Origin of the sequence: Syntrophotalea carbinolica DSM 2380 (assembly GCF_000012885.1) — a bacterium.
GTDB lineage: Bacteria > Desulfobacterota > Desulfuromonadia > Desulfuromonadales > Syntrophotaleaceae > Syntrophotalea > Syntrophotalea carbinolica.
This window is the reverse complement of record NC_007498.2, coordinates 644,560-659,186: the sequence shown is the minus strand read 5'-3', so window position 1 is coordinate 659,186 and position 14,627 is coordinate 644,560. Positions and strand designations below refer to the sequence as shown.

Annotated in this window: 14 protein-coding genes; 12 read left to right on the top strand and 2 right to left on the bottom strand. The window is 51.7% G+C overall.

Translation table 11 applies throughout. The features are described from left to right. The first annotated feature begins 46 nt into the window (after nucleotides 1–46). A complete protein-coding gene (gene pbpC, locus PCAR_RS03445) occupies nucleotides 47–2,389 on the top strand; it encodes a penicillin-binding protein 1C (protein WP_011340241.1) in 2,343 nt (780 codons plus the stop codon). A 40-nt stretch (nucleotides 2,390–2,429) separates the two neighbouring features. Here the strand turns inward: pbpC and PCAR_RS03440 are convergent, their stop codons facing one another. Then, complete coding sequence (locus PCAR_RS03440) at nucleotides 2,430–3,422, bottom strand: integron integrase (RefSeq protein ID WP_011340240.1); 993 nt, start codon at nucleotides 3,420–3,422, stop codon at nucleotides 2,430–2,432. 446 nt (nucleotides 3,423–3,868) lie between these two features. Between PCAR_RS03440 and PCAR_RS03430 the strand changes: the two genes are divergently transcribed. The 4 genes from PCAR_RS03430 to PCAR_RS18565 all read left to right on the top strand — a co-directional run bounded on the left by PCAR_RS03430 (nucleotide 3,869) and on the right by PCAR_RS18565 (nucleotide 6,517). Continuing rightward, complete coding sequence (locus PCAR_RS03430) at nucleotides 3,869–4,339, top strand: hypothetical protein (protein ID WP_148204292.1); 471 nt, start codon at nucleotides 3,869–3,871, stop codon at nucleotides 4,337–4,339. Between the two features lie 76 nt (nucleotides 4,340–4,415). Beyond that, complete coding sequence (locus PCAR_RS03425) at nucleotides 4,416–4,778, top strand: hypothetical protein (protein WP_041531234.1); 363 nt, start codon at nucleotides 4,416–4,418, stop codon at nucleotides 4,776–4,778. A 243-nt stretch (nucleotides 4,779–5,021) separates the two neighbouring features. After that, nucleotides 5,022–6,187, top strand: a protein-coding gene (locus PCAR_RS03415) for an IS3 family transposase (RefSeq protein ID WP_245523310.1) whose coding sequence is annotated in 2 segments (ribosomal slippage) — nucleotides 5,022–5,289 and nucleotides 5,289–6,187 — 1,167 coding nt in all. Because the reading frame shifts where the segments join, the coding sequence is not laid out codon by codon here. Between the two features lie 111 nt (nucleotides 6,188–6,298). Further along, nucleotides 6,299–6,517 (top strand): hypothetical protein, encoded by a 219-nt coding sequence (locus PCAR_RS18565; protein ID WP_148204291.1) that lies wholly within the window; start codon nucleotides 6,299–6,301, stop codon nucleotides 6,515–6,517. Between the two features lie 518 nt (nucleotides 6,518–7,035). Here the strand turns inward: PCAR_RS18565 and PCAR_RS03405 are convergent. After that, entirely contained in the window at nucleotides 7,036–8,085 is a 1,050-nt protein-coding gene (locus PCAR_RS03405) for an IS110 family transposase (protein WP_011340234.1), read from the bottom strand. A gap of 284 nt (nucleotides 8,086–8,369) precedes the next feature. On the opposite strand from PCAR_RS03405, the gene PCAR_RS03400 reads away from it, so the two are divergent. The 7 genes from PCAR_RS03400 to PCAR_RS03365 all read left to right on the top strand — a co-directional run bounded on the left by PCAR_RS03400 (nucleotide 8,370) and on the right by PCAR_RS03365 (nucleotide 14,587). Beyond that, a complete protein-coding gene (locus tag PCAR_RS03400; protein ID WP_011340233.1) occupies nucleotides 8,370–8,678 on the top strand; it encodes a transposase in 309 nt (102 codons plus the stop codon). Between the two features lie 11 nt (nucleotides 8,679–8,689). Then, nucleotides 8,690–9,700 (top strand): IS3 family transposase, encoded by a 1,011-nt coding sequence (locus tag PCAR_RS03395; RefSeq protein WP_011340232.1) that lies wholly within the window; start codon nucleotides 8,690–8,692, stop codon nucleotides 9,698–9,700. Between the two features lie 48 nt (nucleotides 9,701–9,748). After that, nucleotides 9,749–10,057: a hypothetical protein gene (locus tag PCAR_RS03390; protein ID WP_041531232.1), complete on the top strand. Its 309-nt coding sequence runs from the start codon at nucleotides 9,749–9,751 to the stop codon at nucleotides 10,055–10,057. A gap of 111 nt (nucleotides 10,058–10,168) precedes the next feature. Continuing rightward, complete coding sequence (locus tag PCAR_RS03385) at nucleotides 10,169–11,128, top strand: hypothetical protein (RefSeq protein WP_041531231.1); 960 nt, start codon at nucleotides 10,169–10,171, stop codon at nucleotides 11,126–11,128. A gap of 448 nt (nucleotides 11,129–11,576) precedes the next feature. Then, nucleotides 11,577–13,127 carry an IS1182 family transposase gene (locus PCAR_RS03375; RefSeq protein ID WP_011340227.1) on the top strand — a complete coding sequence of 517 codons (1,551 nt, stop codon included), beginning with the start codon at nucleotides 11,577–11,579 and terminating at the stop codon, nucleotides 13,125–13,127. Nucleotides 13,128–13,318: 191 nt separating this feature from the next. Continuing rightward, nucleotides 13,319–13,834 (top strand): hypothetical protein, encoded by a 516-nt coding sequence (locus PCAR_RS18560; RefSeq protein ID WP_011340226.1) that lies wholly within the window; start codon nucleotides 13,319–13,321, stop codon nucleotides 13,832–13,834. A 129-nt stretch (nucleotides 13,835–13,963) separates the two neighbouring features. Beyond that, nucleotides 13,964–14,587, top strand: coding sequence for a hypothetical protein (locus PCAR_RS03365; RefSeq protein ID WP_011340225.1), 624 nt, complete (start codon nucleotides 13,964–13,966; stop codon nucleotides 14,585–14,587). The last annotated feature ends 40 nt before the right edge of the window (nucleotides 14,588–14,627 follow it).

Here is a 14,627-nt window from a genome sequence, read left to right as displayed (position 1 = left end):
GCGACTTTGCGGCTTTGCGTGAGACAGATTTTTTTGGTTTTTGACGATGAATAAAACATTGCGCGCAGCCGTGATTCTGCTGCTGGTGACCACGGCTGCGATTCTAGCCATTCCCCGACCAAACCTGCTGAGCTACCAGAGCAGTTCGCGGGCCTTCTTCGATCGTCAGGGAAAGCTGTTGCGCCTGACCCTGGCCGACGATGACCGCTACCGTTTGCAGGTGCCGCTGCAGGAAATCGCCCCGGCCCTGCGCGAAGCCACCCTGCTCTACGAAGACCATGATTTCTACCGGCATCCCGGTGTCGATCCGTTGGCCCTGCTGCGCGCCTTCTGGACCAGTTACGTCGTGCGCGAGCGCCCGGTGGGCGCCTCAACCATCACCATGCAGGTTGCCCGCCTGCGCTGGCATCTGCAAACCCGCAACCTGAGCGGCAAGCTGGTGCAGATCCTGCGCGCGCTGCAGTTATCCCGGCATTACAGCAAAGACGAGATTTTCGAGGCGTATCTGAATCTCGCCCCCTATGGCCGCAACATCGAGGGCATCGAAGCGGCCAGCCTGATCTATTTCAATAAGACGGCCAAGGATTTAAGCCTGCCCGAGGCGCTGAGCCTGTGCGTGGTCCCGCAGAATCCGGTCAGGCGGAACCCCACCACCGAGCAGGGCTTTCAAGCACTGAAAGTCGCCCGGGATCCGTTGTTTCGACGCTGGTTGGCGAAACACCCCAACGCAGCGACGCAGCAGTCTTTTTTCGACATGCCCCTGCAGATACGCCCGCCTGAACAGCTGCCGTTTCGCGCCCCGCACCTGACCACCGAGCTGGAGCGGCACCTGCCACTCATGCAAGGCGGCCACATCGACACCACCATCGATGGCGATGTGCAGCGCATGGCCGAGCAACATCTGGCCCGTTATGTGGCGCGACGCAAGGATGTCGGCATCAACAACGGCGCTGTGGCTATCCTTAATTACCAGACCATGGAGCTGACAGCGCTGGTCGGTTCCGCTGATTTCTTCGATGCCGCGATCCAGGGCCAGGTCAACGGTTGCAGCGCGCAGCGCTCCCCCGGTTCGACCCTCAAACCTTTCGTTTATGCTCTGGCTATGGATCAGGGGCTGATCCACCCGATGAGCATGCTCAAGGATGCGCCGCACCGCTACGGCGGTTTCGCCCCGGAAAACTACGATCAGGCCTTCCTCGGTCCGATGCTGGCAAGAGACGCCCTCATCGCCAGCCGCAACGTGCCGGCCGCCGCCCTGCAGGCCAAGGTGCATCCGCCAGGGCTCTACGAACTGCTGCAAAACGCGGGAGTGCAAAATCTAAAACCGGCGAGCTACTACGGCCTGGCTCTGGCGCTGGGCGGCGTGGAGCTGACCATGCTTGACCTGCTCAAGCTCTACGCCATGCTGCCCAACGGCGGCAGGCTGCAGCCACTGCGCATGCTGAACACCGCCTCCAAATCGGAAAATCCGTCATCGCCTTTGAGTTCGGAGGCCTGTTTCCTGATCCTCGACATCCTGAGCGACAACCCGCCAGCGCTGCGCGCCCCCCTGCCCGGCCAACATTCCACCGGCATGGAGGTCGCCTGGAAAACCGGAACCTCCCATGCCTTTCGCGATGCCTGGGCAGTGGGCATCTCCGGGCCCTATGTGGTAGCGGTGTGGATCGGCAATTTCGACGGCTCCGGAAACCGCGCCTTCGTCGGCCGCCAGGCCGCCGGTCCCTTGCTGTTCGAGATTTTCCAGAGTCTGAGCGGCGCACAGCCGTGGCAGGCCACCGGCAATCTCAAGCCCGGTCTGCTTAATGTAAAACAGGTGGATATGTGTGCCGACACCGGCGACCTGCCCGGCCGCTACTGCCCCCGCACAACCCCCTCCTGGTTCATTCCCGGCGTCTCACCGATCAAAGTCTCGGCCATTCACCGCGCCGTGCCGGTGGACAGCCAGACCGGTCTGCGCGCCTGCCGGCAGCAGCCGGGCCGCACCGAAATGCGTATCTTTGAGTTCTGGCCCTCCGACCTGCAACGGATCTTTCGTGAGGCCGGTATCGCCCTTAAAACCCCGCCACCATTTGAAGCGGACTGCGATCTCGACACGCAAAGCCTGTCCGGAGCCGCACCGAAGATCCAGTCACCGGTGGCCGGTCTCGCCTACCGCCTGCAAAGCGAAACTCTTAACACGGCAAAGATCCCATTCAGCGCCGTCGCCGACGCCGATGTGCGGCAACTGTTCTGGTTTGTCGATGACACTTTTGTCGGCACATCCAAAGCCGGGGAAAACTTTTTCTGGTCACCGGTCAGTGGAAATTTTGTGGTGCGGGTGGTGGATGATCACGGCCGCGCAGATCACAGGAACCTGCGGGTGGGGATGGTGCGGGATCAAGAGAAGTAAAAAATACGGCAGTTAGCAAACTTCACGAAGACAAAGTACCCTATAGCACATCGAGCGGGCTGGTCACAGCATCAATATTTTTGGCCATGACATGGGTGTAAATCTCGGTGGTTTTGACGTCGGCATGCCCCATCAGTTCCTGCACCACGCGGATATTCACACCGTTTTCCAGCAAGTGGGTCGCGAACGAATGGCGAAAGGTATGACAGCCGACTCTTTTATGGATTCCGGCACGGTTTACCGCAACCTTTACCGCCTTTTGCAAGCCGGACTCAAGGACATGATGGCGGCGAATCTTGCCGGAACGTGGATCTGTGCTCAGGCGTTTGCTTGGGAAAACATACTGCCAGGCGAATTCTTTTTCCGCATTTGGGTATTTTATGTCAAGTGCATTGGGCAGATAGACGCTTCCGTATCCTTTGGCCAGATCCTGTTCGTGGAGTTGCCCAATTCTGTCGACATGCGTCTGTAAGCCATTCTTTATCGAAGCTGGAAAGGTCGTGGTTCGATCTTTCCCGCCTTTACCATCCCTCACGTAGATCAAATCCCTTTCGAAATCAAGATCCTGCACGCGTAATCGGATACATTCCATCCATCGCAGACCGCCACCGTACAGAAGCTGAGCCATTAACAGATGCGTCCCTGTCATCCGGGCCAGCACCTGTTGAACTTCGCTTTGGCTTAGCACAACCTGTGGACGTCGGTTTTTTCTGGCTTTTATATGCTCGATGAGCTCATCCACCGGTTGGTCAAGAACTTGTCTGTATAAAAACACGATAGCGTTCAGTGCTTGACGTTGAGTGTTTGCCGAGACTTTGCAATCCGTTGCCAGGTGGCTCAAAAAAGCCTCGATCTCTTTTTTGCCCATATCGCAGGGGTGGTATTTCGCCCCAAAGAACCGGATATAGCGCACAATCCAGTCGCAATAGGTTTGCTCGGTTCGGTAGGCATAATGATGGTAACGCAAGACCTCGCGAACTTGATCCATGAGTTTTAGCTCAGGATTTGGTCTGAATTTTGACTTGTTTTTCATAAGAAAAATTTATAATATCAGCACATGGAAAAATCAAGGGGATATTTTCCACTTTTCACCTCTCAATATCAGGATAGATGGAAAACTTTCCACGCTATAAGGGTGATAGGTGGAAAATTTTCCATCTATCACCAATGTTAGGTGCCAACAAGCATGATTGAACTAAAGCACCAAAAAAAAGTTGTCGCCCTTATTTTGGGCGTAATAGTTGTCCTCAACTCAAAGGAGCCAAGCATTTCTGCTCTGGTCTTCACGGTCCTTTCAATAGTTTCTTTTTGCATCTCAACGTGCGCGTCATTAATCAAAAGAACCCCGTACGAAAAAAGCATAAATAGTCCGAGATATTGCACAAAAGATAAGTTTGAAATAGGTGGAACAATGGCAGGCTATGTTCTAGGGGCATGTGCACTACTGACATTTGCATTTAATAAAGAAACAACTTTGGCTTGGATTTTTGGAATTGGTCTATTGGTCTTAGTTGTCATTATTGCCACAATCCTCAACATGAAGATCCAGAGAAACAACACCTAACAAGCCACTCCACCGGATGGGTGAAACAGTGGCGGTTCACATTTAAGTTTATGCTTCGCCAGGGGCACAGCGCCACCGGTGAGCTAAGTCGTTCGCTCAATGACATGATTACACAAGACAAACTCAACGAGTACATCTGGGCCGGTGGTGATATCGACGGGTACGCCCGATCCGGCCGCTCCAGCGATATAACGGATGCTGATTGGTTGTTCTTGGACAAAATGGTCTCGGCTATCACAATGATTCGGCAAGGATTAGTGTCGGATTCATTCGAACGAGAGCATGAGCAAGTCGTTGGGAAGGAATTTGACAGCAGGGCGACCTACGATGCCCTCTGCGAGTTTGAAAGAACGAGCGAACAAAGTGGTGTCGAAGGGCCTCGCTAAACGCGTCACCCCTTACCGCTGGCATTCACTCTATAAACCGAAGCTTTTTAGGAGATTTTTCGTAAAGAAATAGCGCTTGCGCGAACAAATCGCTGCACTCGGACGGGTGAGACAGGGGCGGTTCTCGTTTAGGTTTTTAGCAGGCCGGCCCGGCTCGTCGCCGCCGGTGACCTCAATCGTTATATTGAAGGCGACCATGATTAGCCCCACCAAAGAAGACCATGACAAGTTTTACTCTGGGAAAGCCGATGATCGTATTCAATTCGTCATCAACGATGGCGTTCGAATTATTAGAGGACCAAATGCTGGTAAGGTGGGTGCCGTGATTTCCCTGCAGGCTGTTAACCCTGAAACTACTTACCTCGTCGAGTTGGGTGATGGCTCGGGTGATATTGATGTCCCACAATCTAACCTGGAACTCATCGCTCCCCCTGAGTAAAGGCAATATAACAAAGAGCTCCAGCGGATTTGCAAAACGCTGCGCGTTTCGCAAACGCGCTGAGCACAGTCGTTATACCAAATAATCAAAATTCATGACCTATCAACTAATATTATTCGTTTTCATTTCATGTGTTGCTGGAATAAAAAGACCAATATATGGTGGTCTTGCTGAGAGGTGGTCCCCGATTTTCGGACAGTGTGTTAAGGTGGGTTACCGCACACTGACGAAGGAGGAACACCCATGAGCAATACCCGACGTAGACGTTTCTCAGCCGAATTCAAAGCCAAAGTGGCCCTTGAGGCAATTCGTGGCGACCAGACTATCAGCGAATTGGCCAGCCGTTATGAGCTGCATCCCAACATGATCACCAACTGGAAACGACAGGCCATCGATAACATGGCAGCAGGCTTTTCCGGAGCCCCCGAGCGCAAAGGCAAAGCAGACGAGGCCCAGATCAAGGACCTGCATGCCAAAATCGGAGAACTGACCGTCGAGCGCGATTTTTTGGCCAAAGCCTTCGAGCGTTGTCGCTGAGTCCCGCCCGAAGGAAACAACTGGTTGAGCCAGACCATGGCCAACTCAGCATTGCTCAGCAGTTCCGGTTACTGTGCATCCAGCGATCGGCCTATTATTACCGGCCTGTTGGCGAGAGTGCGCAGAACCTGGAACTGATGCGCCTGATCGACGAGCAGCACCTTGAAACGCCCTGCTACGGTGCTCGGCAGATGACGCGACACCTTCGCCGGGAAGGACATGCCGTCAACCGCAAGCGGATCGGCCGTTTGATGCAGATGATGGGGCTATCGGCCATCTACCAGAAGCCGAACACCTCGAAACCGCATCCGCAGCACAAGATCTATCCCTATCTGCTGCGCGGTTTGAAAATTGACCGGCCCAATCAGGTCTGGTGCGCCGATATCAGCTATATTCCGATGCGGCGCGGCTTTCTCTACTTGGTAGCGATCATGGACTGGACCAGTCGCAAGGTCTTGTCCTGGCGATTGTCCAGCACCATGGATGCCGACTTCTGCGTGGCGGCTCTTGAAGAAGCGCTGCACCGATACGGCACACCCGAGATCTTCAACACTGATCAGGGGAGCCAGTTCACCAGCGACGCCTTCACTACGGTGCTCAAAGATGCTGGGATTCGCATCTCCATGGATGGCAAAGGGCGCTGGATGGACAATGTCATGATCGAACGGCTCTGGCGCTCCCTGAAATACGAGTGCATTTACCTGCATGCTTTCGAGACCGGCAACGAGGTCCGGCAAGGTCTCAAACGCTGGATCGACCATTACAACACGAAGCGGCCTCACTCCAGTCTGGACGACAAAACACCAGATGAGGCATATTGGCAGAAACCCCGGCCGGGCTACGCTGGGCCGGCACTTTCTCTGGCGGCATAAACATGAAGGCGATCCACCTTAACTTCGCCGCCAACCTGTCCTAAGGATGGGGGCCACTTCTCTGGTTTAATTTCTGCGCCAGCATTAAGTATAATTTATGGTGTGTTTGATTTGCCAACAGTACTGGTGCTTGCGGGCTTTGGGTGTGGTTTTGGGCTAATATGTGGACGCATATCTTGGTGGTTAATAAAGGGCTCTGATGATAATCAACAAAATAATAAACCTTATGTAATGCCAATCACTCAAACAGGTACTTCCCAACGAGGTGGAATAATATATACAGATGAAGAAGCAAAGAATGCAAAAGAGAATGAACGATCTATAAAATGACCTGTATAACACTTATCAGGCCCCCGTTCGTCAAGGACGTAATAGTCCCGCGAACGAAAAAGATTGAATCTCTTTGCTCTTTGAAAAGCGACTGATCTTCCAAACCTGCCGATTCCGGCTTTGGTTTCCACCTGGTTGCAGACGAACTCTGCACCAAACACTTATCGAGGCTCTTTTGTGCGAGGCCCTGTCGAGCTCTCGCCGCCTGGAAACGCGTGCGTACCCTTATACCGGCCCAGTCAAAAAGTCGGGGTCCATCCTGGAGCTGATGGCCGCAGTTAGGTTTGGGCTCGGGGAAGGGGCAGAATCCGGCGCTGGTCCTTCGGACCATCGCGCAAGCTGAACGTAGGAGCGAGGCGGACCTCCAATCAATCGCCGCTGGATGGCGGTAGCTGGCTGATCAAACGGCCTTAGTGCGGGCTCTTAGTCCAGAAGTCTTCGCTTCGTTTCGGCCGTCCAGAGATCTGCACATCAGGATGCCTTCCAGTTAGACGGTCAGGCTGATCCGCCTCCTCCCTTCAAGTGCCTTGCCGCAGAAACTGCTGCGGGTCGAAAGGCACCTGATTCTTGAGCATGTAATACACGGCCCGACCAAGGCGATGGGACAGAATGGCAAAGGCTTTGCCCTTGCCGTGCTTGCTGGCCAGTTTCTGCACCACAGCTTGAGCGGGCTTGTTGCCTTTAAGCATCAGCACCACCGCTTCCGCAAAAGCCCAGCGCAGATGGGCATTGCCAATCTTTTTGCCGCTGTGGCCGTAGGTTTTGCCGTTCGATTCCTTGGACGGCTTCACCAGCCTGCAGTAGGAGGCGAAATCCTGCACCCTGGGAAAGCGCGCAATATCTTCGATTTCGTAGAGCATCACCAGACCCAGGATGCGACCGACACCCGGAATTGACTGCAGCAGCGCCAAATTGACCGGGTCGTGCAGCGTGGCCATGCGCACCAGTTCTCGCTCCAGGCCATCGAGCAGATGCTCGTAATGTTCAATAGTTGCAAGATCGACCTCGACCATACGACGCACCGCCGGGTCGGCAAAGCGGGCAGGCAGGTCGCCCCTCTCGCTCGGCTTGGCAATGCGTCCCAGAGGTTCGGGCAGGTTGTACTGCGTGGCCGTATTCTGAATATGGGAAAGTAGTTCCGCCTTCTTGCGCGCCAGGTGGTTTCGACGGCGCAGCAGATCGCGGGTGGAGCGCATGCCCTTGGGATAGACATAGGCCTGGGGCAAGGTTCCGCCGCGCAGCAGTACCGCAATCTTGTGCGAGTCGATGCGGTCGTTCTTGGCCTTGCCGCCATGAATGGCTCGCATATACAGGGCGTGGCCGAGGACGAAAGCAATCCCTTCTTCGGCGCAGAGATCGGCCAGCCAGTACCAGCAAAACATGCACTCGGCCGCCACCGCGAGATCCTTGCGATATGGTTTGATCAGGCGCAGAAAAGATTTAGGACGGGTCGGGATGTTCTGGTGAGCAACAATCTCACCGGCCGCATCGAGGATGCACACATACATGGCCCCGGCATGCAGATCGACGCCACAATAATGCTGATGCTGTTTGGTGTAAAATCTCATGGTGCAGGCTCCTTTCTTTGAGGGTTGGTGTCTGCTCAAAGGATACCGGATGGTCCGGTATCTGAAGGGGGCCTGCACTTAGTATCAAGGCGCTCAAGAGGGACCGCAAGAGGCTACGGCTTTGTGCGTAACACAGAAGTAAATCAAACTTATAAATGCTAAGTCAGTTTCAGGGTATAAGCCTTGCGGCCCCTTAGCTAAACGTTATCTCAGAGTGTCTTGGTTCAGCGTGAATTGGAGAATCGCTCCGTTTGAGTTAGACTATGCGAACGGAGAAATTAACCATGCGAAAACAACGTAAAAATTACACCGGCAATGAGAAGGTTGCTATTCTCAAGCGGCATCTTGTCGATCAGATACCGGTCTCGGATCTGTGTGACGAATATCAGCTTCAACCCACGGTTTTCTACCGTTGGCAGAAGGAATTTTTTGAGAACGGCGCTGCCGCATTCGAAAAGAGCAACTCTCGCAAAAAGACATCTGATGAAAAACGGATCGCTCAACTCGAAGCCAAATTGCAGACCAAAAACGAAGTCCTCTCTGAGTTGATGGAGGAGCACGTTCAGTTAAAAAAAGATCTTGGGGAACTCTAAAAGCGTCCTGGGTGCCCCATGATATTCGCGATGCCGTTATCGATTTTGTCAAACACTGGGCAAAACGCACCGGCATCGCAGTGACGCACATAATCGACTGGCTGGGCCTGGCTGTCAGTAAGTTTTACAACTGGCAGCAGCGCTACGGCAAAGCCAACGAGCACAACGCCTTGATCCCCCGCGATTTCTGGCTGGAAGAAAAGGAGAAGCAGGCGATCATCAAGTTCTATCAGCAGAAGCCCCAGGAGGGCTACCGCCGCTTGACGTTCATGATGCTCGATCAGGATGTTGTTGCCGTCAGCCCCAGCAGCGTCTATCGTGTTCTGAATGCTGCAGGACTGCTCAGGCGCTGGAACGGCAAACAGTCGAAAAAAGGAACCGGCTTCGTTCAGCCGCTCAAGCCGCACGAACACTGGCATATTGATGTTTCGTACATCAATATTTGCGGCACCTTTTACTATCTATGCTGCCTACTGGACGGTTGTAGCCGCTACATCGTCCACTGGGAGCTACGCGAGGCGATGACCGAAGCAAATGTGGAAATCATCCTCCAACGAGCCCGGGAAAAGCATCCCGCCGCCACCCCGAGGATCATTTCCGACAACGGCCCTCAGTTTATCGCCAAGGACTTCAAAGAGTTTATCCGGGTGGCAGGCATGACCCACGTACGGACATCGCCTTACTATCCGCAAAGCAATGGCAAACTGGAGCGTTTCCACGGCACCATCAAGCAGGAATGTATCCGCCCAAAAGTCCCACTGTCGCTTGAAGAGGCCAGAGCACAAGTGGCAGACTATATTCGCTACTACAATGACGAGCGACTGCACAGCGCGCTGGGCTACGTGGCCCCCAAAGTTAAACTGGAAGGCCGCGAAGAACAGATATTCAAAGAACGTGACAGCAAACTCGAAGCAGCGCGAGAGGCAAGAAAACAAAAAAGGCGGCAGGAAAAAATCCGGCCTGCCCAACACCATAGGGTCCCGGAAAGGGAGACTTTTAACCCACTAACTCAACAGGGCTGATATTCCAATTCCGACTGAGGCAAAACAAGAGCTAATGGCAGGACATCTATGCTTGACTTAGACGGCAAGACAATTTTGGTTTCTCTTAGAAAGATTAATGATGAAGGGCAACAGTCATTTGATACATTTTTTGGCAAGGTCTTGTGCTTCAATGACAACACCGTCTTGGTCTCTCGGCCCTGTGGGGCAGAGCAGTCTTTGCCTTATGATGAGGACTTTTACGAGGAGGCTGAGCCAGGGCTTTATGAGCTTGATGACGGGACAACTTACGAAGATCCGGACTTCATTGCTCAATGGACTGTATTCCAGTCAGAGAAGGCGCGAGTTCAATATCACCATTTGAACGATTCGGAGTAGAGATAACCAGTCGCTGCACTCGGACGGGTGAGACAGGGGCGATTCCCGTTTAGGTTTCTACGAGGTCGGCCATCCCGTCGCCGCCGGTGACCTTAACGTTAGGTTTTGAACGTGACCTCTACAAAACTGACTGAGCAACAGCTAAGTGCGTTAAGGCCGCTCGAACGCGAACTGCGAGCAGCGGTTCGTTCTGCATCGCCTGAGCGCGCAATAGAGATTGCCACGAGAATCCAGGGTCTGTTTTCTAATGACAGGCGTCACCACCGGCTTCTGCGCGCAAAATTGTGGGCATTTGAAGCGTGTTTGGATGCGAATAGAATTACCTACGCTCAAAATGGATTTGTCGGGGTACGCAAACTTGCTGGAAAAACAACTAGGCTATATTTGGAGGCGTCTAGCCTTCTCGCTGTTTGTTACCTGAGAGAGAAGAAGACCGGCGAGGCGAAACGGCTAATCAGAGAAGTCATTTCAAACATAAACAATATCCAGTCGGATAGGACTCGGCACCAGTTTCAGAAGCGGTTGGTAGAACGAATCGAAGAAGAATGCATCCTAACTGAGTTGATCGGTAGGGACGAAGGCGTATTGGATCCTGAGGAGATTCAAGCGAAGGCTGTCTTTCTATTGCAGCGAAATAGCGACGCAGAGATTTTTAAGCTAATCGGCAATAGCGTTCCGGTGGCCGGGATTGAACTCCTTAAAGACGTTCGCAATTACTCAATCAATCAGTTGCCACCGCCCGACAGGAAGCTGCTCCCTTCCCCGGAGAAGGCGGAAGCCCCTCAGAAAATCGGAAAGATTACTTTTGCTTTGCTTCGAAGGATAGCGTGGAAGACTTTCTGTGATCCAGAAAGCTCAATATACAAACTCTGGTCAAAGCGAGTGCCGAAGATCTTTAATGAGGGATATTTTTCGGCAGCAATCGTCACGACGATGGGTGATTTTCGAATGGGGCTGCCAATGCTAGCGAGTGGCATAGTTGCTTTGATTATGAAGTATTCGGCAGAAGAGTTTTGCGAGATGTCAAAACCAAAAGGGCTAATGGTCGCAAGAGATGATAATAAAACCTAACCAGGCTCTTGCAGCGGATCGCAAAAGGCCGCGCCCGCTGAAGAGCGACGTTAGAAACTAAAGAGAAAAATGAAATACTCTGTGTCAATCATTGTAACGACGATCATATTTTTTAGTTGGGCAGTGACCTGGAGAATCTTCAAAGAAGACATAAAAAGAAAAATTTCCCCAAGAGATCAAAAGCTGATTTTGCTGCTTTTCTTTTTTATTATAGGCGCATTGCTCTACACGTATTTTGCTACTAATGGGACTTTCATCTGGAGATAAGAAGAGGTTTTCTAACCAATTGATTAACCGGACTGGTGACCCAGGGGCGATTCTCGAAAAGGTCTCTACTAAATTGGATCGGCACGTCGCAGCCGGTTATCACTACCGTTGAGGCTGTAGGAAAACCCAAAAACGTGTTAGAATGCGAAAAAATTCATGAAATACTAAAGGGGTTTTTCTCATGCCTCGTTTCAAACCCTACGACTACAAGCAAACCGTTATGTTGCCGGTGGATTTCGAACAGCAGATCCTGCCCGGCACCTTCGAGTATTCCCTGCACTACCTGGTCGACAACGAACTCGACCTGAGTATTTTCAACAGTAAATTCAACAACGACGAAGCCGGCCGTCCCGCCTACGATCCGGCCATTCTGCTGAAGATCGTGCTGCTGGCCTATTCGCGCGGGGTTACCAGCAGTCGCAAAATCGAAGCGCTGTGCCGTGAAAATGTGATCTTTATGGCCCTGTCCGCCGACAGCCGTCCGCATTTCACCACCATTGCCGACTTCATCTCCGGATCTGCCGAACAGATTGCCGACCTGTTTCATCAGGTGCTGATGGTCTGCGATGCCCTGGGGCTGATTGGTCATGAGATGTTCGCCGTCGACGGTTGCAAGATGCCATCGAACGCCTCCAAGGAGTGGAGCGGTACCCACGACGATTTGAAAAAGAAAGCCAAGAAGATCGACCGGGCCGTACGCTTTCTGCTCAACAAGCACCGCGAAGAAGATAAACAGGGGCCGCCCGATCCGACCATGCGACAGCGGGAGGAAAAGCAGAAAGAGACTCTGACCAAGGCCAGTCGTAAGATCAAGAAGTTCCTGACCGAAAACAAAAAACGCCAGGGTCGTCGCGGCAAGGAAGTGAAAAGCAACATCACCGATAACGACAGCGCCAAGATGAAGACCAGCCACGGCGTGCTTCAGGGCTACACTGGCGTCGCCGCGGTCGATGCCGAGCATCAGGTGGTGGTGCATGCCGAAGCCTTCGGTACGGGACAGGAGCATGGGTTGCTCGAACCGATGCTTGAGGGCATCCGCAAGGCCTTCAACGGTAACTATCATAACTGTGGTGACGAGATTCTTAGCGAAGCCAAAATCCTGGCCGATAGTGGTTTTCATAGCGGACAGACTCTGGAGCATCTGGAAGAAGAAGGCATAGACGGCTATATCGCCGATCCTGGTTTTCGCTCCCGCGATCCCCGTTTCAAGACCGCGTCACGTCACAAGCCCGAAGACACCAGAGCATCCAAGATCCACTCCAAGAAACGCTTCAGCGTCAGCGACTTTCAGGTCGATATTGCCAACAAGACCTGCGTCTGTCCGGCCGGTAACCCTCTGTGGCTCAAGTGCGCCAAAGCCAAGATCGGCGAGCGTTTATTCATGCAATTCATGGGCTATCAGGCTGATTGTGATCGCTGTGCAAAGCGGAGCCAATGCTTGCGAGACATCCGCCAAAAAGGAGCCCGCCAGGTCAACGTGCTGCTGGAGACGCTATCGAGTCCCAAGGTCGGGATTATCGAGCGGATGAAACAGAAGATCGATTCCGTGTTCGGTCGCCACATTTACGGGCAACGCCTGGGTATCGTCGAACCTGTCTTTGGCAATCTGCGCGAAACGCTTGGGCTGCGACGGTTTTCCCTGCGTGGTCGCACCAAAGTCGATGGGCAATGGAAATTGATGACGATGCTCCACAATATCGGCAAGATTCATCGGTATGGATGGACTTTGTAGGGTAAAAGCGGGAAATCCGGGTCTAGATGGAGTAAAAGCTTCTTCTTTGTACGGTTTGTGGAGTCGTTTTAGAGAGAATAAGGCGAAGGAAACCGAAGAGAACTTAAAATAGGAATCGGGACCGAGAAGAATCGATTGACGGAAAGCAGGTTCAGTCAAAAAGGTTTTTCTACAGGCTCGTTAGGCTAAATATGACACCAGATGAGACATTGCCACGTTTTAGGGGTATTCGTAGGTTTCGCAACCCCGTAGAGTTCAGGTATCGGACTTACGAACGGCCAGAAAAGATAGATGCGATTTGCGAAAAATGTGGCAGCCCTTATGTATTCAAAGCAACGCCCACACCAACAGAACAATTCGACCCTGAAACAGGTGGCTATGAAGTTCTCAAAGGAAAAGTATGCGGCAATTTTGAGGGTAAAGGCGCCTGTCAAAAATGCGGGAGAGTTTCAAGGTCGATCAATTGGCCTGATGATGCATTACTTAAACTCGAAATACCTGGCGGGCTGTTTTGGGTTTGGAACTATGAATTGCTTCCCGTTATGCGCGCCCGCATTGCCGGCGACAATTTGGAATTACGGAATTTAATCGGAAATGATTGGAAGATTGCGAGAATTGTTGGGAGAATTCCAAAATTTGCAACAATAAAGAAAAACCGACCTAGGATACTTAAAGAAATTGACCATTGGCTCAGTCAGAAAAAATAACCAAATTGGCCTAACCAAGGGCTCCAGCGGATTTGCTACACGCTACGCGTTCCGCAAACGCGCTGAGCCCAGTCGTTGTGCTCCAAGATTATTCCGTAGTTGCCTCTTATCACTCAACAAGGACTAATAATGAGAAATAAACTTTATTTTATAGTTATAATTTGTATTGTTCTGGGCATCTTTTTTTCTTTTACAGGCATTTATTTCAGTGAACTAATGGCCAGCGCTGTCCCGCACCCAGCACAACAAGAGAAGTTGAAATGGTTTTATTATAACAGTATTTATACCCCCTTATCGATCCCAGCAATAACGATTCCACCATATTTTCTTTTACTCATCAATAAGCTGGTTCCATCTGGGGCTCGAAGTATATTTTTTTCATTTTTAAAGCCTCTAATTTATATACAAATTGCACTTCTTTTTCGGAGAATAATTATTTGCTTCCGAGCAAAAAATGTCCAACCTCCTTTGTCGCTTAATAAATCAGTGATCGCAGTTCTGATGGTGTCTATATCGTTATGGGTAGTGGGAATTTTGGCAACAATCGTACCGAGATTTTTTTATCCCTTTGTTGACACCTCTGAATTTGCTAAAGCTGTTGTCTTTGGTTCCGCATATATTGGTGCCTTTATTGTCCCTTATTTCTTTGTCATTCCTAGCAATCTTCTTGGACCATCTTTTCTTTTCTTAGAAATTTTCTCTCTAAAAAAAGAAGGCATAATGCCACAAAATGTCTCGTTATTAATCAAATAATAATTGTGAATTTAACAAAAAAACAAATACAAGCACAACC

What these genes read in the sequence shown, in the direction of transcription:
- PCAR_RS03375 (WP_011340227.1), top strand. Translation starts at nt 11,577, where the DNA reads ATGCCTCGTTTCAAACCCTACGACTACAAGCAAACCGTTATGTTGCCG.
- PCAR_RS03440 (WP_011340240.1), bottom strand. Translation starts at nt 3,422, where the DNA reads ATGAAAAACAAGTCAAAATTCAGACCAAATCCTGAGCTAAAACTCATG.
- PCAR_RS03400 (WP_011340233.1), top strand. Translation starts at nt 8,370, where the DNA reads ATGCGAAAACAACGTAAAAATTACACCGGCAATGAGAAGGTTGCTATT.
- PCAR_RS18560 (WP_011340226.1), top strand. Translation starts at nt 13,319, where the DNA reads ATGACACCAGATGAGACATTGCCACGTTTTAGGGGTATTCGTAGGTTT.
- PCAR_RS03405 (WP_011340234.1), bottom strand. Translation starts at nt 8,085, where the DNA reads ATGAGATTTTACACCAAACAGCATCAGCATTATTGTGGCGTCGATCTG.
- PCAR_RS03390 (WP_041531232.1), top strand. Translation starts at nt 9,749, where the DNA reads ATGCTTGACTTAGACGGCAAGACAATTTTGGTTTCTCTTAGAAAGATT.
- pbpC (WP_011340241.1), top strand. Translation starts at nt 47, where the DNA reads ATGAATAAAACATTGCGCGCAGCCGTGATTCTGCTGCTGGTGACCACG.
- PCAR_RS03365 (WP_011340225.1), top strand. Translation starts at nt 13,964, where the DNA reads ATGAGAAATAAACTTTATTTTATAGTTATAATTTGTATTGTTCTGGGC.